This is a genomic window from Clostridium sp. CM027 (assembly GCF_024730565.1).
Taxonomy (GTDB): domain Bacteria; phylum Bacillota; class Clostridia; order Clostridiales; family Clostridiaceae; genus Clostridium_AD; species Clostridium_AD estertheticum_B.
In genome coordinates this window covers 2,380,507-2,403,426 of the sequence record NZ_CP077725.1, presented here as the reverse complement: position 1 = coordinate 2,403,426, position 22,920 = coordinate 2,380,507, and the positions used below count along the sequence as shown (strand labels likewise).

Genomic DNA, 22,920 nt, shown 5'->3' with positions numbered 1-22,920 from the left:
TTAAATTGAGGTGGTGCGAGTGGCGATAAGCATCTATAATGAATTTTCAGATTATATGATGTTTAAAGGTATTAAAAATGTAGGTGAAATTGAATCTAAGAACATAGACGTAACTGAAGAAGCAATAATAGAACAATTTCGTGCTATTTATGCTTTGCATGAAAAATCTCTTGGATTTAATGGGTACCTAAGGAATAAGTTAAATAACAATACAGGGAAAATCATAGAGGATTATAAAATTTCTATTAAAAAGTTGGCCGGAGACATAAATAATATTATAAAATATGAACCGAAAAATTCATTTGAACAATTAATTGTTAAATATGGAAAGGAAGTTATAGATAGAGGGCAGCGGTGTATAAGAGAAGTATACCAATCAGATTATTTAGGGATTATAACAAGAAGCATGAGGCGTTGCGAAATATGCTTAGGAAATACAGATTTTAAAAATATTAGAAAAAATAATTTTATTGAAGTGGTTAGTTTTAAAGACTGTAGTTACAATATGGTGGAAATGGATTGTTTCCTTTTGCTTAGTAAGTTAAAAAGAAAAGGAGTGAAACTTGATTTTCATAATCTTACTCAAGAGTTCTGCTACATTGAAGGGCTAGACACAAGAAGTTCAAAATTTTTAATAGCTTTAATTTCTTACCCTCATGAATTCATGAGATGTTGTAATAAGCATCGGGCAGGTAAAAAGAATTGGAATGAAGAAAGGTTTTCTGAGAAACTTATAAAGGCTTTGATTCAAGATGGGGATTCATTAATTTAAGTTATTAATGCAATGATAAAAGAGGTGAGAACATGTTAGATGTTAGATTTAAAGATAAGGCTTATTTAAGTAAATATGATTTAGATGTAGATTTATTTAGCGAGTTCGATCTAGTAGTTGATGATGTTATTCCGGTAAGAAAAGTATTCATACTTAATACGGATAAAGGTGATAAGGTTTTAAAAAAAGTAAACTATAGCATTTCCCAACTTGAATTCATTAATTATGCGATTGAGTATATTAGAAATAATAATTTTAATAGGATCATTGAATTCGAAAAGACAAAATCCAAACTCATATATGTCCCTTGGAAAAATGATATATATTGTATTATGAATTTAGTAGAAGGGAGAGAGTGCGAGTATAGTAACCCAGTGGATGTAATGCTCGCGTCTAGGGCAATAGCTGAGCTTCATAAGGCATCGGAAGGGCTTGTATATGAAGGTCCATTTGAAAGGTTACTCGCAAAAAATGAGCAACGGTACTTATGTGGTAGAATAATACAAAATTTTAAAAAAAAATTAAATGATCTTATGTTCTTTAAAAGCATAGCAACTCGAAATGAAAATAAAAATGAATTCGATTATATATTTCTAGAACATGAGGAATATTATGAGAAAAATATAATGCAAAGCATAGATATTCTAAGCGAATCAGATTATTACAATTTATGCAAGGAAAAAGAGAAAATTGTATTTTGCCATCATGATTTAGCTCACCATAATATATTGATTAATAGGGAAGATGTATATTTCTTAGACTTTGATTATGCAGTTATAGACTTAAAGGTGCATGATATTTGTAACTTTACAAATAAAGCCATCAAAAATTCTGCTTATGATATAGAAAAGGCCAATGGTATTTTAAGCGAATATATTAAAGTATTACCATTAGATAATCGCGAATTAAAGGTATTGTATGGCATGCTTAGCTTTCCAGAGGACTTTTACAGTATAGCTAGAGATTATTATACAAGGAAAAAACAATGGAGTGAAGAGGTGTTTTTAAGCAGATTAAAGAAGAAAGTGGAAGGCAGAGAAGACAGAGAAGGGTTTTTAGAGGCCTTTAAGAATCATTATAATTGTTAGTTTAAAAGCCCTACATAGTTGTAATTACACTATGTGGGGCTTTTGTTTTGATAATTTGATAATAAGGACATTTATTTAGGTGTCCCTAATATATTTTGATAAGCACTTAGAGTAGTTGCAGCTGTATGTTCCCAAGTTAGGGTGGAGGCTCTTTTTAATCCTCTAGTTATTAGGGATTGTCTTAGGTCATTATCAAGGAGCACATTATACATTTTTTCACTTAAGGAATTAATATCATATGGATTTACAAGTAAAGTTGAGTCCTTAACTATTTCGGGGATAGAGGTGGCGTTAGAGGCGATTACAGGAACGCCACAAGCCATTGCTTCAATTGGAGGTAATCCAAAACCTTCATAAAATGAAGGGTATACAAACAGCTCACAAGCGTTATACATGAAGGGAATATAGGTCATGGATATAAAACCTGGGAAAATTACTTTATCGTCAATGTGTAAATCTTGTGCTCTTTTTTTATATATATCATATGATTTACCTTTGCTACCTGCAATGACTAATTTAATATCTTTTTTTAATTTTGGTAAAAGCAGACTAAATGAATTTAGTAATCCGAGAATATTTTTTCTGGGACTAAATCCTCCAATATAAAGAATATAGTCTCCTGTAATAGAGTAATTTTTTTCGATTATAGATTTACTAAGAGCTTTGTCATAAGGTTTATAAATATCTTCACTAGCTAAATAAGTGACATATATTTTTTCTCTTGGGTAGTTAAAAGCTTTAATAATATCTTCCTTTGAATATTCAGACACAGTAATTATTCCATCACATAAGGGAATGATATTGGGCAATTTTTCATTGAAAATTTTTAAATATTGCTCACCAACTGTATCTGGCATTTTATACGGAATAACATCATGTAGCGTAATAACGAAGGGACAGGTTTTCTTTGACGGCAGCCCAATGCCGTTTTGGGGAACGTGATATATGTCCAAAGATTTATCTATTAATTTGTTAGGAATATTCACCTCGTTCCAAAAGTTATTTTGACTATCTTGCTTAATGCTTTCTATATGAAAATTTTCTTTAAAGGGTATGGCAAGCTTACAGTCGTCTGGCACAAAAAGCGAATAATCATTAAAATTGTCTATTTTGTTTAAAGAATTAATTAGCTGGTAAGAATAAGTTCCTATACCAGTTCCTCTATACCATTTTGCAGCTCTAGCATCAATTCCAATTTTCATTTTAAGACTCCTTAAATACTGATTTAATAGATGGATATATTTTATTATATTAAGCGAAAGCATAAATGTTGTTAAAACATACAATAATTTATTCTAAAATGAAATATTAGTAATATAAATTATAGGGGGGGTGAGTAACATGATGAGGGAATTTGAAATTGAAAGACAATATGGTATTAAGATAGAAAGTATACGTCCCAATAAGGGAGTGTATTTTTTAAAGACGGATGACGGAGCTAAGTGTCTAAAGAAAATCAGTTACGGGACACAAAAACTTTTGTTTGTATATGGAGCCAAAGAGCATCTTGCAAAAAATGGATTTGACAAGGTTGATAGATATTTTTTAAATACTGAAGGAAATCCTTATGCATTAGTTAATGAAGATATTTATACACTATCAACCTGGATAGATGGTCGCGAATGTGATTTTCACAATGAGGAGGATTTAGTTGAGGCCGCAAAAGAATTAGCTTATATGCATATTGCATCCAAAGGATATGATCCACCAGAAAATAGTAAGTTAAAAACGGATCTTGGAAGATGGCCACATCTGATGGAAAAACGAATAAAGTCCTTTGATAAAATGCAAGGTATGATTAGAAAAAAGAAGAATTTTAAAACAGATTTTGATATGAATTATATCAGGAGTGTTGATGATCAAAAAGAATTAGCCAAAAGAGCTATGGCAATACTCGATGACTCTAGGTACTTCGACATATGTAGGCAAACAGAAGAAGAAAAAGGATTTTGCCACCATGATTATACTTATCATAATATTATTATTGATAAAAATAATGATGTTAATATAATTGATTTTGATTACTGCAAAAGAGAAGTAAAAGCATACGATTTATCTAATTTTTTGATCAAGATGCTTAAAAAGCAGGATTGGGACATAAAATATGCTGAAATAGTATTAGAGGCGTATAGCAGTGTAAATCCTCTGTTAGAAGAAGAGTACAGACTCATATATGCATTTTTAGTATTTCCACAACGATATTGGAGGCTTTGTAATAGGTACTATTATAATGAAGTTACCTGGATTCAAAATACTTTTAACAAGAAGATGGAGGAGTTAATTTCTGAAAAAGAAAAGTATATGGCATTTATTGAAGAATATAAAAAAGTCTTCAATCAGAGGTAGAATAAACCATGGTATTTATTAAAGTTATGTAAATATAATGTTTACATAACTTTTTTTGATTTCACCTATTCACTATATTTTCATAATATATATTATGGGTTTAAATATGGAGGTGGTATTGTGAAAATAGGCGACATCGTAGTAAGAAAATCTTATGGCGGAGACATTACATTTAAAATAATAGATATTGTGCCAGGAGATAATGATGAGGTGTATTTACTTAAGGGAATAAATTTAAGAATAGAAGCTGACTCTTTAAGTGAGGATTTAGAATTAGTAGAAGAAGATGCCATTTATGAAATTGATAAGGTTTTTAATAAAAAGGTAAATGCATCTATTAAAAGAGTATTAATGAATAGAATTAAAGGGAGCAGGGGAGACAGAGGATCGGCTATAGATTTCAAAGGGAAAATTAAAGATTTGCAGTTAAAACAAGAAAAATACAAAGAGTACAAAAATAAAGATATGGTTTTTGGAAGACCCGGAAAAATACTGCACGTTGATGGTGATGCAGAATATTTAGAAGTGTGCTTAAAAACTTATAAGCAGTTATCATTAAATGCTGTAGGGATGATAATATCAGAAAAAAATCAACCAAATGAAATAGTGAATTTAGTAAAAGAAGTTAAGCCGGATATAGTAGTAATAACAGGACATGATGGTATGGTAAAAGGAATAAATGATTATATGAATTTAAATAACTACAGAAATTCAAAGTACTTTGTAGAGGCGGTTATGGCTCTTAGATCTTATAATAGCAATTATGATGATTTAGTAATATTTGCAGGGGCATGTCAATCCTGTTATGAGGCAATTTTAGATGCTGGTGCTAATTTTGCTAGCTCTCCAAATCGCGTCTTAATCCATTGTTTAGACCCCGTGTTAGTTTCTGAGAAGATTGCTTATACAAATATAGAAAATGTTGTAGCTATAGAAGATGTTATACAGAACACTATAACAGGATTAGATGGAATAGGTGGATTACAAACTAGAGGAAAGTATAGAGAGGGGTTTCCTAAGTCTAAGTATATATAGGTGCGTAGGTTATCTTTAAAAAATTTACTAGAATGCTGGTTATTTTATTTTGAGTAGTTAAACAAACTATCATAGATTGTATTAAAAATGGTATGTAAGTATACTACATTAGTGATTTATAAGGTAAATGCTCATAAAATAGATAATAATTAATTATGCGACGAATAATCGATGAAAATGAATTTTGTTAACATAAAATCAACATTGACAAAATTGTTAAAGTAGTGATAAAATATAAAGCTTACTTGACAAAGAGGAATATATGATATATAATGTAAAGTGTGGAAAGAGGGTGTTTGCTTTGGAAAAAATAAATGTACTGACTTCAATAAAAGATGAAATTGAAAGTCATGTTGGCGAAAGAGTAACATTAAAAGCTAATGGTGGAAGAAGAAAGATTCTTGTGGATAATGGAGTTATTGAAAAGACTTATCCAAATATTTTTGTTATTAGATTAGAAAAAGACACCCACAGGACAGTGACGTATAGTTATTCAGATGTTTTGACAAAAACAGTTCAAATAGTTTTTGCAGGATAAAACGATACTGTATCATAGTATCGTTTTTTATATTTATAAATAGAGAATAGGCATATGAAAACAAATAACAAATAACAAATAACAAGTAAAATATACTAGCTTGTTATTTGTTTTCATGTGACTGATATAAGATTAACAGAGCATATATTAAAGGGAATGCATTGGGTTATTAATAACTGTGTATTCCCTTTATTATATGGTTTTTTATTATGTTTAAAATGTATTACCGATTTTGAGCATTAATAGTAATATATACTTTTTTCTTTCTTATTAGAGAATTATGTTGAATTTTGCAATACGAATAAAAGTATTAAATATCATATTTAAGTGTCTATTTCTATATATATTAATAGTAGGTATTTTAGGAGGGTAACAACCTATAAGTGGTACCCCAATAGAAATACGAGGAGGCATAATGTGGAAATAAATTTGAAAAGAGAAAACATAGAGTATGAACAATTGTTAGGAGAAAATACTGTTGATACAGTAGTGAAAGAAGAATATGTAATACCGGATACTCATCCTGATGTTAAGGAAATTCTTATGTTAGATGTTAAAGCCTTAATAAATTCTAAAGAAATAATTCAAGATAAGGTATATTTAGAAGGCGAAATTCAATATAATGTACTTTATATTACAAAAGGTCAAGAACGTACTGATGTGGAGAACGTTGTATATAGTTCAAAGTTCTCAAATACAATAGATATAATGGGCGCGATGCCTGAAATGCTTTGTGATGCTGAATGTTTTGTAGAACATATGGAGTGTAGAATAGTTAATGAGAGGAAAATATGTCTAGAGGGTATTTTAAAATCAAAATCTGAGGTATATAAAAATTTCAATTTCCAAATAGTTAAGGATATTGAAGCAGTTAAGGATATTCAATATTTAAAAAATCCTACGAGTATAGATAAAGTCATAAGGAATTTTAATGGTGAGCTTATTGGAAAGGCTAATATAAAAGTTCCAATGGAAAATCCAGAAATTGCTAAAGTTATAAAATGTGATGTTAATATTCATAAGAAAGAAGTGAAATTGTACGAAGGAAAAATTCAAATAAATGCTTATGCAGTTATTAATATGATATATAAGGGCAAAGATAGCAGGGAATTAATTTATATTGGGCATGAGGTTATGCTAAATAAAGAGTTAGATTTTCAAGATGTGAATCCTTACATGGATCAGTATACAGACTTTAAGGTAGATGCTATGGAATATGATATTAAGGAAGATGATTTGGGAGAAAAAAGAATTATTGATGTAGAGTTTTTGATAAAAACTAATACGAGAGGCATGCACAAAGAGGAAGTGGATATGATTGAGGATGTATATTCACCGACTACAAAGCTTGAGATGGATAAAAAGGATTATGGACTTAATGTAATGCAAGGACAATTATTAACGGAGACCTTAGTTAAAGGAGATATAGAACTAGATAGCAGCAAGGGTAAGCCTAGCAAGGTCATTATGTGTAATGCCACCGTTTGTGTAACAGATAAAAAGGTGATTGAGGATAAGGTTATAATTGATGGCATAATGAATGTAACTATATTATATAGAAGTGATGATGAAGAAAAATATCTTTCCGCTGTGACTGATGAGATCCCTTTCAGCTGTGGGGCGGATATATTAGGTGCTAAGATAAATATGAGCAGCATGTGTAAAGTTTCACTCGAAAATATAAATGTAGATATTGAGGCAGCGAATATGGCTGTTAGAGCTGTGGTTAAAGTATATGTAAGAGTAAATTATATGGTACAGAAAAAATTTTTAGTTGATGTTTATCCAATAGAAGGGGAGGCGCCTAAGAAAAAGGCTAGTGTTACTATTTATGTAGTTCAATCATCAGACACCTTGTGGAAAATAGCTAAAAAATATAATACAACAATGCAAGAAATTGCAAGAGTGAATCAAATAGAAGACCCTAATATTATAAAAGTTTCACAAAAACTTATAATACCAGGTAGAATAATCATATAAAAAATAATATGGCTGACTGAAAATTGATTGTATAAATTAGTTTTCAAGTAGCCCTAACCCCTATGTGGTATAAATAACACATAGGGGTTTTATTATGTTTGGCATAGCATTTTTTAAATTATAGGTAGCAATATTAAATTTGTTGTAATATACTGATTTTATTAACAATGTTTCACAAGAAATGATTCATCTTATATAAACCTTGGAATCCCTTAAGGGGGGGCTGAACAATTATTAATTGAATTGCTTTTGTGAATTATCAATAAAGAGTTGGAGGAAAATCATGTTAGTAAAAGCTTATGGAAAAATAAACATATCTTTAGATATAGTAGGTAAAAGAGAAGATGGATATCATTTACTGAAAATGGTTATGCAAAATGTAGATCTATATGATTCTATGTCCTTTCAAAAATGTAACAAAGGTATTAATATAAGCTGCAATAAGCCGTACATACCTACAGATGATAAGAATTTAGTATATAAGGCTGCAAAACTTTTTATGGACACCTATGATATTAGCGAAGGTATAAATATATATCTTAAGAAAAATATTCCTGTAGCAGCAGGTATGGCAGGTGGGAGTGCGGATGCAGCAGCTGTTTTTAAAACATTGAATCAAGTATTCAAAATAGATGTAGATGACAATGAACTTATGAAGTTAGGTGTCCAAATAGGTGCAGATGTCCCTTATTGTATAACAGGGGGGACTGCCTTGTGTGAAGGTATAGGAGAAATTATTACCCCGCTCGCGCCTTTTAAAAATTATATTTTAGTATTGGTTAAGCCAAATTTTGGAGTATCTACTAGGGAGGTTTTTAAAAACTTAGATATTAGTAAAATTTTTAAGCATCCAGATACAAATGCATTAATAAAAGCTATGGAACAAGAAAAATTAGCAGATGTATGCAGTAGTATGAAAAATTTACTTGAAAATGTTACACTAAGAAAATATCCAGTTCTCAAAAGAATAAAAGAAGATATGGTTAAAATGGGTGCAATGGGTTCAATGATGAGCGGAAGCGGACCGACGATATTTGCTTTTTTTGATGACATGTTAAAAGCCCAGAGATGCTATGATAAATTTAAAATTCAATATAAAGAAGTATATATAACAAGAACGATATAAATATAATTTTATAGTGAAATATAAGAACGTGTAAAAACCCTTTGTGGTTTTTGCGCGTTTTTATATTTATATAAGTGAATATTTTCTACCAGTGTCGTAAAAGCTAGTTAAAACAAAGTAGGGTAAGTTGCTTAATCATAAAGTTTATATTGTTTTGATAATTATACTAAAATAGGGAGTAAAGGTATGAGAGTTTTAGAGTTGTTTGATATCTATTTTCTTACAATGATGGTAGTTCAAGGCGCCGTTGTACTTGCTGTGGATGTGAGAAACTTTAAGAAATCTGGAATGGGAATTATTAGTAAAAAAGCGCGTGTCTTAGGATGGCTTGCAATTATTACAGCTATCGTTCTATTTACACTGAGGTGGATATTTTAACGACATTTCAGAAGGAAAGTTTCCCGCTTCTATAAATGGGAGTTATATGTCCTAGTAAATAGAAAACTTCAGTAGAGGTATAAATCTCCTGCTGAAGTCGTTAATGCATTTTCTACGAATATGTTGCAGCGACCCAGGAGATGAGTTAAGGCTATAGTCGATCAATACATATAAGGAAGTGAAGGATATGAAAGAGAGCATTAATGATAAAATTGAACTTGATGCAGGAAAAAATATAGAGTACTTAAAAGAACTTTTACAAGATAATTCAGATGTTATTTTTAGAATTTTTAATGTGGGAGAGTGGAAAGCCGCATTAGTTTACATTGATGGGATGGCAAATAACCAGCTACTCAATCATTATGTATTAGAGCCATTAATGTTATGGTCAAAGGGGATAGAGAATGTAGAGGAAATAAAAGACACTGTACTTGCAGTGACTGATATGCGGGAAGTGAAAAAATTAAGTGAAGGAGTTAATGCTGCCCTTTCTGGGGACACATTAATGTTTATAGATGAACTAAATTGCGCATATGTTATTGCTACCCGAGATTGGCCTGCTAGAGGGGTAGGTGATCCATCTGGTGAAACGGTAATTAGAGGAGCGAGAGAAGGATTTACAGAAACTATAAGATTCAATACGGCATTAATTAGAAGGCGAATTAGAGATACAAAGCTAAGAATTAAACCTAAAGCTATAGGAACTAGATCGAAAACCGATGTGGCTATTATGTATATTGACGATATAGTAAATAAAGAAGTACTTCAAGAACTTGAGGATAGAATAGAAAGAATAAACATCGATGCAGTTTTTGATAGTGCTTACATCGAGCAGCTAATAGAGGATAATAAATATTCTCCATTTCCTCAAATACAAAGTACAGAGAGACCAGACGTAGTAGCAGCAGCTTTATATGAAGGTAGAGTAGCATTGGTTGTAGATAATTCTCCTTTTGCAATTGTTGTTCCAGCTACATTACCTAATTTATTTCAATCCCCAGATGATTATTATCAAAGGTGGATGCATAGTTCTATGGTTAGAGTTATTAGAATGCTTTCTATATTTATTTCTCTTACTGCACCAGCACTTTATGTAGCAATTACCTCTTTTCATACAGCTATAATACCTACTAAATTAGCTTATGCTATAGCAGCTTCTAGGGAAGGAGTGCCATTTCCTGCATTTGTAGAGGCTATAATTATGGAATTATTCTTAGCGCTTCTTATGGAAGCTGTGGTTAGATTACCGAGGCCCATTGGAGCTACTATTGGAATAGTAGGAGGACTTGTTATAGGGCAATCTGCAGTGAGTGCGGGAATAGTTAGTCCAATTATGACAATTATTGTGGCAATTACAGCTATTACTACATTTGTAACTCCTAATTATGAAGTTACTACAGCTTTTAGACTTGTCAGGTTTCTGCTTATTATTGCGGCGGCAATTGTAGGATTTTATGGAATAATGATTGGGCTCATTATACTTCTAATTCACCTAGTTAGGATGAAAAGTTTTGGAATACCTTATTTAGCGCCAGCGGTGGATATTAACATTAAGGATTTAAAAGACATGTATATTAGAGCGCCAATATCTTCTCTAAAAGAGAGGCCTAAATATATGAAAACGGGAGATAAGATAAGACAAAAATAATTTGTACATCTTTTATGTGGAGGCTAAAGGGATATTATGAGAGATAAAAAGATAATTGGAGACTTTGGGTTGTTTACTACTGTAGTGGTAGCTATAGTAGGCGTAGGGATATTTTCCAGCCCAAGAGAAGTCATAGATAAAGTAGGTAGTGACGCGTGGATAGTTACTTTAGCCGGCGGAATAGTTGTTTTTTTATTACTGTATCTTATGTACATGGTTATGGATAAAAACGATTTTGAAGAACTTACAAATATATTGCAGAATAATTTTGGAAAGCTTCTTGGAGGCATATTTGGGATTACATTTGCAATTTATAGTATATTTATTGCTTCTCTTGGAATGAGGGAGTTTGCTGAAGTAATTAAATTACATTTATTAAGGCGAACTCCTACAGAATTTATTTTGATGATTACTATTTTAACAGGAACTTACTTAGTTAGAGGTGAAATATGTGATTTAGTTAAGTTTAATGAAATTGTATTTTGGATTATGTTTATTCCCGCTTTTACAGTTTTCATACTTATCGCAATAAATGCAGATTTTACAAATTTATTACCAGTACTTAATAATAAGCCGTCCGATTACTTTAGGGCTTCTAGGTATATTTTATTCTGTTTTGGTGGGATTGAAATAGCCTACCTTATTCTCCCTTATGTTAAGAATAAGAGCAATTCACCCCGTGTGTTAAAAAAGAGTATTATGTTTGTAACAATCTTTTATCTAATTGTAATGATACTTGTTTTAGCGGTGTTCTCTAAATCGCAGAGTAGAATTTTATTATGGCCAACTATTTCCATGATAAGATCATTATATATACCAGGTTCATTTATAGAACGGTGGGAAGGAATAGTAATGGCGTTCTGGATATTTTTTTATTTCGCCACCTTTGTTAATGCTTATTTCTTTTCGGGGGAGATTGTAAAAAATGTATTTAAATTGAAAGATATTAAACTATCTTCACTTTTAATTATGCCTATTATTTATGTCGTAGCACTATATCCACAAAATATAGCAGAACTTTATGCTTTGCAATTTAAAACGACACCAGTTATATTAACGGCGATATTTCTTTTTCTACTCTTGCCGATACTCATCTTATTGGTAGGTAAATGTAAAAGTAAGGGTAAAGGGGGGCGGAAAAGTGCGGATGAAATTTAAGAAGGTTTTACCGGTTATCTTAAGCTGTATGTTGCTTAGCGGATGCTGGGATAAAGTAGAAATAGATAGGCTTAATTTCATATCTACTATAGCTGTTGACGCAGGGGAAGATATTGATAAAGAAAAGGAATTAAAAAGTATTAATCCGGAAGAACCATTTGCTGAGGCGAAGATTAAAAAAATTGATGTAACTTATGGATTTCCAGACATGAGTGTGATAGGGGGGGATAAAGGTGGGAGTCCACAGGAAAAATACATTAATACGCAGGCATCCTCTATGGAGGATGCTGCGTCAGAAGCCATAGCTAAAAGTAGTAGAGATATATATATGGGGCATGCTAAGTTACTTATATTAAGCGATGATGTATTAAAATATAAAGATACTGTCAAAGAGATTGTGGATTATATGCAACGAAATCCTAGCATAAATAGAATGCTTCAGGTAGTTGTTTCGGAAGGCATAGCTGAAGACTATATAAAATTTAAACCTATGACAGAAAATAGCACCCAATATTATATTTCTGGACTTATGGATAACAGCAAGAGAAATTCTAGAATTATGAGCATAAATTTAAATGAATTTCTTATTCTTTTAAGCGAAAATGGAAGTGCGTTACTACCTAGAATAACTTTAGATAAGGGGAAAAAAGAATTGATTTTAACTGGTGCTGCTATAATTAAAGATTATGAATTAAAAGGATATTTTACGCCAATCGAGCTGATGGATATCCAATTGTTAAGTGGGAAGTTTAAAGCTGGTAAAAAAGTTATATACATGGAAGGACACCCTGTTGATTATATAATAGACGGATATGAAAGGAAAATGAAAGTTACGCAGGAAGGAGGTAAGTTAGCTATTGATATAGATATAAGCCTTGAGGGTCAGCTGGGTGGCTATTATGTAGGTAAAAGAATACTTGAAAAAGGTGAGTTGCAAAGACTGCAAAATACTTTTAATAAGTCAATTAGTGAAGAATGTGAAAAAAACATGGGAATTGCTATAAAAAGATTTGAGATAGATCCATTTGGAACCCGTGAAAATATTGAAAAATTTAACCCTTCGTTATGGAACAAAATAGAAAAGGATTGGGATGGGAAATATAAAAATGCAACAGTAAATGTGACTGTTAATACTAAAATTCGAAGAATCGGAGCAGTTCAATGAATAAAATTGCATAATATGTTAATACTTTTAATGTGAATCATTATATCCGGGGGGGATAAACATGAAAAAATTTATATTAACAAGCATTACCATAATTATTTTAATTTCCATAGCTTTAAATACAAATAATATGAGTGGAAAAGTAAACCAAAGTGATGTTGCTGGTAAACTTATAAGGTTTCATGTAATAGCTAATAGTGATGACAAAACAGATCAAAAGTTAAAATTAAAAGTAAGAGATTCTGTTTTAAAATATATATCACCAAAACTTAAGGATTGCAAGAGCATAGAAGAATCAAGAAAGATTATAAAGAATGAAAATAAAAACATTAAAAAAATTGCGGAAACGGTTATAAAGAAAAATGGGTTTAAATATTCCGTAGCATCGACACTTTCAGAGGAAAACTTTCCAGTTAAAACCTACGGAAATATAACTTTGCCTCAAGGTAAATATGAGGCTTACAGAATTATTATTGGAACTGGCACAGGCCAAAACTGGTGGTGTGTTATGTTTCCACCATTATGTTTTGTAGATATTACTAAAGGAAATGTATCATATGAAAAAACGGAAAAAGAAATGAAAACAGTATTGTCGGATGATGAGTATAATTTGGTAGATAATACTGTAAATAATAAAAAAATAGTTGTTAAATTTAAAATTGGCGAGATTTTTAACAAATTATTTAGTTGAAAAAATATCTAGAAGACTACTAGGAGGATAATAATTATTATCCCCTTATGAAGAATACCGGGAGGGAAACATATGAAAATGCTAAAGAAAAGAATTTTGTATACAAGTGTTGTAACTATAATTGTTGTATTTTCAACTACTTTTGCTATACTAATGTTTTTGGAAAGATTAGATTATAGAAATTATCTTCAAGGTCAATATAGTAAAAATATGTATGAACTTGTTAGTTCTGTACAAAATATAAGGGTAAACCTAGGTAAATCTGCTATTGTGGGGTCTAGAGAACAGAGCATAGTAGTCTTTGAAGAAATATTTAGACATTCAGCCACCGCAAATGATAAATTACATTCGTTGCCACTCGAACAATCAGTTATTTCGGATACTAGTGAATTTTTAACTCAAGTAGGAGATTTCTGCTACACTTTAGGCAAAGCATCATCAGAAGGAAAGGAACTTAATGATAAGGAATATGAATTAATTGACAAATTAGAGATGCAATCGTATACGCTCCAGGAACAATTAAATGGAGTGCTTTCTGAAATAAATGAAGGTAAAGTCAAATGGGGAGAGATTAGGAAAAAAAGTAGTGGAGTATTTGCAAAAGAGGGTAAGAGCCTTGTGACTGAAAAATTCACGGGTATACAAAAACAAATAGTTCAGTATCCAGCATTAATTTATGATGGGCCTTTCTCAGATAATGTATTAGAAATAAAGCCTAAAATAATGTCCCAAAAGGAAGTAAGCGAAAAAGAAGCAATCAAGATAATAAAAAATATATTTGGAGAAGATAAAATTGAAAGCATTGAAAGTAACCCACAAGAAGGGAAGACTAAAATACCTGCTTACAACTTTCATGTAACATTTAAAGGTAGAGGTAAAGGTGATGGTAAAGCAGTAATAGAAGTAAGTAAAAATGGAGGTAGAATAGTATATTTATTAGATAATAGGGCTATAGGAAAACCAACTTTGAATGCTGATAAGGCAATACAAAGTGGAAGTAAGTTTATTAGTAAAATAGGATATAAAAATATGGAGTCTACATACGTGCTGAATTATGATAATACAGTAGTGGTAAGTTATGTGTATAAACAAGGAGAAGTGGCGATTTATCCAGATCAAGTAAAGCTTAAGATTGCGCTAGACGATGGTAGTATTATAGGAATTGAATCTGAAAAATTTCTAATTTCTCATGTTGAAAAAAGGAAGAACGTTAAACCAAAAGTAACAGCAGCAAAAGCGCAAGAAAAGGTTGGTAAAAGGCTGAAAATAAATAAAATTAGTTTGGCTGTCATACCAACCGAGACTAATAAAGAAGTATTGTGCTATGAGTTTTTAGGGTTATATAAGGAGAAAAATTTTATAGTGTACATTAATGCTGATACTGGTTATGAAGAAAGAATAATGGAAATAATAGACACGCCTAATGGCAAGTTAACTATTTAGTATAATAAAAGGTTAAGAGGACGAAAATATTACATGTAGTAGTCAATTAAAGAGAGGATATATGTGCGATTTATGCACGTATATCCTCTCTTTAATTGAGTTGTTTTAACGACGTTTCAGACGGGAAGTATCCCACTTCTATAAGTGGAGTATAAATCTCCTTCTGAAGTCGTCAATTCATCTTCTTCGAAGCTATGCAGCGACCCAGGAGATGATTTAATTTGCCATTATAATTTTGAGTGGTGTTATTAGAGAAAGTGAGTTTTGAAAATTAAAATACAAAGGAATAGATAAAAATGATATAATATGATACAATACTAAAAAAATTTAGTATTATATACTAAAAAACTAGTATGTAATACTAAATTTATTTGGAAAATGGTTACTATGGTTATAAGGAGTGAGCGTTAATGAAAAAGAAGATAGCAGTGTTATTTGGTGGTCAGTCCACAGAACATGAGGTTTCGAGAATGTCAGCAACATCAGTATTGAAAAATATTGATCAAACAAAATATGATATATACCCTATAGGAATAACTAAGGATGGGCTATGGTTTGAATATACTGGTAAATTAGATAACATAGAGAATGGTGAATGGGAAAAGGACGAATATTATAAGAGGCCAGAGGGACAAAAAATTATATTTAATAAAGAAGTGGATGTAGTATTCCCAGTATTGCATGGTTCATTTGGAGAAGATGGAACTATTCAAGGTATGTGCAAATTATCCAATATTCCTTGCGTGGGTCCCGGAGTAATGTCCTCTGCTATTTGCATGGATAAAGTATATACAAAATACTTATTAGAAAAATTCAATGTAAAGCAAGCTGATTATGTGGTAATAAATTCGAGCGAACATGCAAAAGACAAAGAAATATTAATAGAAAAGATAGAAAAAAAATTGGGCTATCCAGTATTTATTAAACCGTCTAATGGAGGGTCCTCTGTAGGTATAACAAAAGCACACAACAAATATGAATTAATGCTTGGAGTAGAAGAAGCTCTAAAATATGATAGAAAAATTTTAGTTGAACAGGCCATTAATGCAAGGGAAATTGAGGTTGCTGTAATAGGGAATGATTATCCTGAGGCGGCTATTCCGGGAGAAGTAATCCCCGCAAAAGAATTTTATGATTATGAAGCTAAATATAAAAACGAGGAATCTAAACTTTTAATACCTGCAGCGCTCTGTGAAGCTAAGCTACAGACCATTAAAGATGAAGCTATAAAAATTTATAAAATACTAGATTGTGCTGGAATGGCAAGAGTGGATTTCCTAGTGGATAAAGAAACAGAAGAAGTTTATTTAAATGAAGTTAATACTATACCGGGTTTTACTCAAATAAGTATGTACCCTAAAATGTGGCAAGCTACAGGGAAAACTTATGTGAAGCTTATTGATGAACTTATTGAATTGGCTATCAATAGGAACAATAAATAGTAGTTTTAACGACATTTCAGCTCCGCAGGAGATGGTTTAATAGGAATTATTAAAATACAGTAAAGAGAGGTATTGCTTATGACAACAGCTTTGGCTATGATTTCTGGAGGCCTTGATAGTATATTAGCAGCAAAACTTGTAAAAGATCAGGGAATAGAAGTCATTGGGATATGCTTTAAATCACACTTTTTCAATGAGGAAAATGCATTGAAAATCGTTAAACAAATAGATATACCATTAGAAGTTATAGACTTTTCAAATGAACATTTTGAAATGGTAAGAAATCCAAAACATGGATATGGGAAGAATGTGAATCCTTGTATCGATTGCCATGCTATGATGATGAGATATAGTGGAGAGCTATTAGAGAGATTTCATGCGGATTTTATTATAACAGGAGAAGTGTTAAATCAAAGACCTATGTCGCAAAATAGATCAGCTTTAGATATAGTGAAAAATGAATCGGGTATAGGAGATAAAATCTTAAGACCATTATGCGCTAAGAATCTTAATCCAACTCAAATGGAGATTGAAGGGTTAATAGATAGAAATGCTCTTTTGGATATAAAAGGGAGAAGCAGAAAGACTCAAATGGAACTAGCACAAATGTGGGGTATTCTAGAGTATCCATCACCTGCTGGTGGATGTAAACTTACGGAGCCTAACTATTCTATAAGACTTAAGGACCTCTTCGAGTATAAAGAAGATATATCAAAAAAAGATCTAGAATTATTAAAAATAGGAAGACATTTTAAGGTATCTAAGGATGCTAGGATTATATCTACAAGAACTCAGGAAGAGGGGGAATTATTAAAACAACTTTTAACGCAGGAAGATTTAGTATTCTTATCTGCGGATTATAATGGGTCTACTGTTGCTATAATTGGCAAAGAGACAAATGAAGATATTGAATTTGCAGCTAAAATTGCGGGGAGATATTGTAAGGGTAAGGATGAAAAAAATATATCTATTAGTTATGGCAGTTATGATCAGCCTTTAAATAAATTTATAGATATAACGCCTGCAACTGATGAAGAAATAAACAACTACATTTTAAAATAGCGAGGGGTAAGGGTATGAAGAAAAACGCAATAATTTCAGTTGTTAGCAAACAAGCTGACAATGAAGATGATGGTGAAGCAATTGAGGTGGTGACACCGGGTAAATTTTATAAAGAAGATGATTGCTATTATGCAGTATATGAAGAGACCGAGATTTCAGGAATGAAGGGAACTACTACTACTTTAAAAATTGATGAAGAAAAGTTTACACTTATAAGAACAGGAACTACTAATACTGAAATGAAATTTAAGAAGTATGTAAGGGACTTAACTTTATACAATACGCCCCATGGAGCATTAGATCTTACTGTGGATACTAAGGAGTTAAAGATGAATGTGGACGATAACGGCGGAGATGTATTTATAGATTATGATATGATAATAGGGAATCAACAAGTTTTAAGTACGACTTTGCAAATTAACATTAAAGCACAATAAAAATAAAGGCTATGTTCTAATTTTAGAACATAGCCTTTATTAACATGATACACTTTTTTTTTAACAACAAGTTAAAGTTATGTGTATAGTTTTTGTGTATAAGTGTCAATAATTTAAGTGACAACATAATATATAGAAAATCTAGGAGTGATTTAATGTTAAAAAATATTAATTATGAGAAGATAATAGAAGCTATTTGTTACGTTAAAGGCATAAAAAGTCATGAATCATTAAAAATATTAAAAGACAGAGAGTGTAAGTATATTTTATTCTTATTATTAAAAAAGTATAAATGTGGAGATGAAGAAAGCGCTTATAAGAATTTTCTGATTTCAAACAAAAGAGCTGCTAATTATGGGTTAAAAAAAGCAGAGGAACGATTTTTCATTAATAAAGAATTTAGAGAGAGGTATTTCGAAATAGAAAACATATTAGATAGAGACAACTAGAAATGTAAATATTTGAGATTATACATAACAAAACTCAAAAAAAAAGAAAAACAAAAAAACACTGGTGAATGACAAAAAAATATGCTAAAATAATAGTATTATTTTAATAATAAATACGCCATTATACCATACTATTCAATTTATAGGGTAATTCCTATTATAGAATTATAAAGAACATTTGTCAAGTTGTTTTTTATAATAGTTAAATAACTTATGATGAGCAATAAAACATAGGGGGAGTAATTATGAGTGCTAAGTACATATTTGTTACAGGGGGAGTAGTGTCATCTTTAGGGAAAGGAATAACAGCAGCTTCGTTAGGAAGGCTTTTAAAAAATAGAGGGTTAAAGGTTTCTATTCAAAAATTTGACCCATATTTAAATGTGGACCCGGGCACCATGAGTCCATATCAGCATGGTGAAGTTTTTGTTACGGATGATGGTGCGGAAACAGATTTAGATTTAGGGCATTATGAGAGATTTATTGATGAGAACTTAAGCAAGAGTAGTAATGTAACCACAGGGAAAGTATATTGGTCAGTCATATCAAAAGAGAGGCGAGGGGACTATTTAGGTGGTACAGTGCAAGTAATCCCACATATAACTAATGAGATAAAAGAAAGGGTCTATCGAGTAGCTAAAGAAAAAGACGTAGATGTTGTTATAACTGAAATCGGTGGAACTGTTGGGGATATTGAGTCTTTACCTTTTTTAGAGGCTATAAGGCAGGTGAAGTATGAAGTAGGAATAGAGAATGTTTGCTTTATCCATGTTACATTAGTGCCATATTTAAGGAAGGCTGGAGAACTTAAAACCAAGCCAACCCAACATTCTGTAAAAGAATTGAGAAGTATAGGCATTCAGCCAGACATCATAGTATGTCGTTCTGAGAAGGAGATATCTGATGATTTGAAGTCCAAAATAGGTCTGTTCTGTAATTTGGAGGCGAACTGCGTAATTCAAAACTTGGATGCTGAGAATTTATATGAAGTGCCACTTATGCTTCACAAAGAAGGATTAGATACCCTAGTGTGTAAAAAATTAAAATTTACTTGTCTTGAAATAGATAATAGTGCGTGGATTAATATGGTAGATAAATTAAAGAGTTTATCTGGAAATGTAAAAATAGCTTTAGTAGGAAAATATGTAGAACTTCATGATGCATATATTTCTGTTGTTGAGGCATTGAGTCATGGAGGTCTTTTTAACGATTGCAATGTAGAAATTAAATGGGTAAATGCCTGCGATATAACTTCAGAGAATGCAAGTGAAATATTGGAAGATGTTGACGGAATATTGGTGCCTGGAGGATTTGGTGATAGAGGAATTGAAGGCAAAATACAGGCGACTCGATATGCTAGAGAAAATAAAGTGCCGTTCTTTGGGATATGCCTTGGTATGCAATGCGCTGTTATAGAATATGCAAGAAATGCGTCGGGACTCAAAACCGCTAATAGTTCAGAAATCGATGCGCAGACGAAGTATCCAGTAATAGATTTAATGCCAGACCAAAAAGATTTAGATGAAAAAGGAGGTACAATGAGACTAGGGCTATATGCATGTAAATTAGCAAAAGATTCTAATGCTTATGAAGCGTACAAAGATGAAGTAATATATGAAAGACATAGGCATAGATATGAATTTAATAATGAGTATAGAAAAGAAATGATTGACGCAGGACTTTTGCTTACAGGAACAAGTCCTGATGAAAAATTAGTAGAAATAGTTGAAATTAAAGATCATCCTTGGTTTGTTGGAGTTCAGTTTCATCCAGAACTTAAATCTAGACCTAATAAACCACATGTATTATTTAGTGCATTTATTAAGGCCTCGCTTAATAAATGATATAGTTAAAGGGCTGTAAGTAACATAAGCAGCCCTTTATTTTTTTACTCCATAACAAATTATTAAACAATTTTAAATTATAATGATTTTTATATAAAACTTACTAATAGTTTCAATTTAAATTTAGCAGGAATTTAATTAAATTTATAGAATTTAGTATTAAACACTATAGCCAAGAAAAATGGATTTGTTTTAACGGCATTTCAGCACTGCAGGTGATGATTAGTAATCCTTATGTAAAAAAATTCACATAAGAAGTATAAAATATGGAGGTGAAGTAATTGGTATTTGATACTAATATTGCTATGGCTTTGAAAAATCCTAATGGTGAGTACAAAATTTGCGAACTGACAATATTTGAAATAGAGAACATGGAAACTGTATTTCCCTCTTTAAAAGTTGAATTACATAAAGGTACTGAAATATTAATTAAGGTTAAGTGTTCGCTATGTGAGGAGTTTCATTTTTATCATTATAATATTAAGGAGTTTTTTAAAATAAATATGGTTATAGGAGGATGTGAACAATTAGCCTTACCTATATTTTTAATTGGCAAGAATCAAAAAGTTATTGAAAAAGTAAATGAATATAGACAGACTATAGAGAAGATTTACGCTATGATATAAAAGAAAAAACAAGTAATTAGGCGGGACATGGAACTATATAGGTTGCTGGGGAATTTAAATATAGTGGATTAAAATTGTGAAATAGGATATAATTTAAAGAATATATCATTTCAAGAAAATTCATTGGATAGTAGACTCGTTTTAAAATTCCCATGATATTTATTAAATAGATATTATATATGAAATACCCTTCGGAGGTGCAGATTTTTGATAAATAAAGATTTTGATAATAGGACAGTAGTCGAGCTGCGGGAACATTGCAAAGAACTCGGCATTAAAAATATTTCTAAACTTAAAAAAAGTGAATTAATTGAGGAAATAAAGAAGATAACGCCAGTTTCTATGCAAAAGGATGGAGTTATTTTAAGAGAAAAAATAAGTCCCAAAAACACTTCTACAGCTGGAGACAATATTATAGGAAATTCAGAGAAGCAAATCGAAATTAACCCAATTCAAACTACTCAAGCTACCAATAATTCAGAACATGATACAGGTTTTAAAAATCAAAATGAAAATAAAAAAGAAAAATTACAAGAAATGATAAATGAATCGGGATCGGCAAGAGGAGTTCTGGAAATAATCGAAAACAATAGTTATGGGTTTCTAAGAGGGAATAATTACTTATCAGGCCCTGACGATATATATGTTTCGCCATCTCAAATTAGAAGATTTAACTTAAAAACAGGTGATGAAGTAGAAGGTAAGGTTAGAACGCCTAAAGAGGGTGAAAAATTTAAAGCTCTGTTGTATGTACAACAAGTAAATGGAGAAAATCCTGACAGAGCTGTAGGTAGAAGACCTTTTGAAAAGTTAACTCCGATTTATCCAACTCAAAGATTGACACTAGAAACATGTGCAACTGATTTGTCTTCGAGAATGATGGATATTATTTCTCCTATAGGAAAAGGGCAGAGAGGCATAATTGTAGCACAGCCAAAGGCGGGAAAAACAACACTTCTTAAAAAAATCGCTAACAGTATCTCTATAAATCACCCAGAAGTAAAACTAATTGTTGTTTTAATAGATGAAAGGCCTGAGGAAGTTACTGATATGCAGAGATCTATTAATGGTGAAGTTATTTATTCAACTTTTGATGAAGAACCAGATCATCATACAAAAGTAGCTTCTATGGTTCTTGAGAGAGCTAAAAGAATGGTAGAACAAGGCCAAGATGTAGTTATTCTATTAGATAGTTTAACTAGGCTTTCTAGAGCTTACAATTTAACTGTGACCCCTTCAGGAAGAACTCTATCCGGAGGACTCGATCCTAGTGCACTTTTGATGCCAAAGAAATTTTTTGGAGCGGCTAGAAATATAGAAGAGGGTGGAAGTTTGACAATTCTTGCTACTGCTTTGGTAGAAACAGGAAGTAGAATGGATGATATGATTTTTGAGGAATTCAAGGGTACAGGAAATATGGAAGTTCACTTAGATAGAAAACTTCAAGAAAGAAGAATATTCCCAGCGATAGATATTTATAAATCAGGGACAAGAAGAGAAGATTTATTGCTTACTAAGATTGAAATGGAGACTATATATAATTTAAGGAAGATAATGTATAGAGAAGGTAATGCATTAGGTGTAACAGAAAAACTCCTAAATTTATTAGCTACAACAAAGAGTAATAATGAATTTTTTGAGATGATAAATAAGAATTTTGAATTATTAGCTAGATAACATAATTTTTAAATT

21 protein-coding genes are annotated in these 22,920 nt (G+C 31.3%); 20 read left to right on the top strand and 1 reads right to left on the bottom strand.

Features of this window, described 5'->3' with window-relative positions:
* Nucleotides 1–19: 19 nt before the first annotated feature.
* Both KTC92_RS11390 and KTC92_RS11385 read left to right on the top strand, forming a co-directional pair.
* On the top strand, nucleotides 20–772 hold the full coding sequence (locus tag KTC92_RS11390; RefSeq protein WP_220286858.1) for a spore coat protein: 753 nt from the start codon (nucleotides 20–22) through the stop codon (nucleotides 770–772).
* 32 nt (nucleotides 773–804) lie between these two features.
* Nucleotides 805–1,860 (top strand): CotS family spore coat protein, encoded by a 1,056-nt coding sequence (locus KTC92_RS11385; RefSeq protein WP_216303380.1) that lies wholly within the window; start codon nucleotides 805–807, stop codon nucleotides 1,858–1,860.
* Nucleotides 1,861–1,931: 71 nt separating this feature from the next.
* Here KTC92_RS11385 and KTC92_RS11380 read toward each other — a convergent pair whose 3' ends face one another.
* Complete coding sequence (locus KTC92_RS11380) at nucleotides 1,932–3,062, bottom strand: glycosyltransferase family 1 protein (RefSeq protein WP_216303379.1); 1,131 nt, start codon at nucleotides 3,060–3,062, stop codon at nucleotides 1,932–1,934.
* Between the two features lie 139 nt (nucleotides 3,063–3,201).
* On the opposite strand from KTC92_RS11380, the gene KTC92_RS11375 reads away from it, so the two are divergent.
* The 18 genes from KTC92_RS11375 to rho all read left to right on the top strand — a co-directional run bounded on the left by KTC92_RS11375 (nucleotide 3,202) and on the right by rho (nucleotide 22,905).
* A complete protein-coding gene (locus KTC92_RS11375; protein WP_165413253.1) occupies nucleotides 3,202–4,206 on the top strand; it encodes a CotS family spore coat protein in 1,005 nt (334 codons plus the stop codon).
* A 120-nt stretch (nucleotides 4,207–4,326) separates the two neighbouring features.
* Nucleotides 4,327–5,241: a sporulation peptidase YabG gene (gene yabG, locus KTC92_RS11370; RefSeq protein ID WP_216303378.1), complete on the top strand. Its 915-nt coding sequence runs from the start codon at nucleotides 4,327–4,329 to the stop codon at nucleotides 5,239–5,241.
* A gap of 262 nt (nucleotides 5,242–5,503) precedes the next feature.
* Nucleotides 5,504–5,779, top strand: a complete 276-nt coding sequence (locus KTC92_RS11365; RefSeq protein ID WP_369811873.1) for a Veg family protein — start codon at nucleotides 5,504–5,506, stop codon at nucleotides 5,777–5,779.
* 417 nt (nucleotides 5,780–6,196) lie between these two features.
* Nucleotides 6,197–7,759: an SPOCS domain-containing protein gene (locus tag KTC92_RS11360; protein ID WP_216303377.1), complete on the top strand. Its 1,563-nt coding sequence runs from the start codon at nucleotides 6,197–6,199 to the stop codon at nucleotides 7,757–7,759.
* Between the two features lie 283 nt (nucleotides 7,760–8,042).
* A complete protein-coding gene (gene ispE, locus KTC92_RS11355; RefSeq protein WP_165413250.1) occupies nucleotides 8,043–8,885 on the top strand; it encodes a 4-(cytidine 5'-diphospho)-2-C-methyl-D-erythritol kinase in 843 nt (280 codons plus the stop codon).
* A gap of 186 nt (nucleotides 8,886–9,071) precedes the next feature.
* Entirely contained in the window at nucleotides 9,072–9,263 is a 192-nt protein-coding gene (locus KTC92_RS11350) for a CLC_0170 family protein (RefSeq protein ID WP_216303376.1), read from the top strand.
* A 187-nt stretch (nucleotides 9,264–9,450) separates the two neighbouring features.
* Nucleotides 9,451–10,911, top strand: a complete 1,461-nt coding sequence (locus tag KTC92_RS11345; RefSeq protein WP_165413248.1) for a spore germination protein — start codon at nucleotides 9,451–9,453, stop codon at nucleotides 10,909–10,911.
* A gap of 36 nt (nucleotides 10,912–10,947) precedes the next feature.
* Nucleotides 10,948–12,069, top strand: coding sequence for an endospore germination permease (locus KTC92_RS11340; RefSeq protein ID WP_220286859.1), 1,122 nt, complete (start codon nucleotides 10,948–10,950; stop codon nucleotides 12,067–12,069).
* On the top strand, nucleotides 12,059–13,234 hold the full coding sequence (locus tag KTC92_RS11335) for a Ger(x)C family spore germination protein (protein WP_220286860.1): 1,176 nt from the start codon (nucleotides 12,059–12,061) through the stop codon (nucleotides 13,232–13,234). Before KTC92_RS11340 ends, KTC92_RS11335 begins: the two co-directional genes overlap by 11 nt.
* Before the next feature lie 61 nt (nucleotides 13,235–13,295).
* Nucleotides 13,296–13,925 (top strand): stage II sporulation protein R, encoded by a 630-nt coding sequence (spoIIR, locus tag KTC92_RS11330; protein WP_165413245.1) that lies wholly within the window; start codon nucleotides 13,296–13,298, stop codon nucleotides 13,923–13,925.
* Between the two features lie 72 nt (nucleotides 13,926–13,997).
* Nucleotides 13,998–15,368, top strand: a complete 1,371-nt coding sequence (gene ypeB / locus KTC92_RS11325; protein ID WP_220286861.1) for a germination protein YpeB — start codon at nucleotides 13,998–14,000, stop codon at nucleotides 15,366–15,368.
* Nucleotides 15,369–15,778: 410 nt separating this feature from the next.
* Complete coding sequence (locus KTC92_RS11320; RefSeq protein ID WP_220286862.1) at nucleotides 15,779–16,810, top strand: D-alanine--D-alanine ligase family protein; 1,032 nt, start codon at nucleotides 15,779–15,781, stop codon at nucleotides 16,808–16,810.
* A 78-nt stretch (nucleotides 16,811–16,888) separates the two neighbouring features.
* Nucleotides 16,889–17,872 carry a tRNA 4-thiouridine(8) synthase ThiI gene (locus KTC92_RS11315; protein ID WP_216303371.1) on the top strand — a complete coding sequence of 328 codons (984 nt, stop codon included), beginning with the start codon at nucleotides 16,889–16,891 and terminating at the stop codon, nucleotides 17,870–17,872.
* Nucleotides 17,873–17,886: 14 nt separating this feature from the next.
* Nucleotides 17,887–18,309 (top strand): DUF1934 domain-containing protein, encoded by a 423-nt coding sequence (locus tag KTC92_RS11310; protein WP_165413042.1) that lies wholly within the window; start codon nucleotides 17,887–17,889, stop codon nucleotides 18,307–18,309.
* Between the two features lie 155 nt (nucleotides 18,310–18,464).
* Nucleotides 18,465–18,758: a ribose-5-phosphate isomerase gene (locus KTC92_RS11305; RefSeq protein WP_216303370.1), complete on the top strand. Its 294-nt coding sequence runs from the start codon at nucleotides 18,465–18,467 to the stop codon at nucleotides 18,756–18,758.
* Between the two features lie 245 nt (nucleotides 18,759–19,003).
* Entirely contained in the window at nucleotides 19,004–20,602 is a 1,599-nt protein-coding gene (locus KTC92_RS11300) for a CTP synthase (RefSeq protein ID WP_220286863.1), read from the top strand.
* Nucleotides 20,603–20,883: 281 nt separating this feature from the next.
* On the top strand, nucleotides 20,884–21,228 hold the full coding sequence (locus tag KTC92_RS11295; protein ID WP_220286864.1) for a hypothetical protein: 345 nt from the start codon (nucleotides 20,884–20,886) through the stop codon (nucleotides 21,226–21,228).
* Nucleotides 21,229–21,435: 207 nt separating this feature from the next.
* Nucleotides 21,436–22,905, top strand: a complete 1,470-nt coding sequence (gene rho / locus KTC92_RS11290; RefSeq protein ID WP_216303367.1) for a transcription termination factor Rho — start codon at nucleotides 21,436–21,438, stop codon at nucleotides 22,903–22,905.
* Nucleotides 22,906–22,920: the final 15 nt, after the last annotated feature.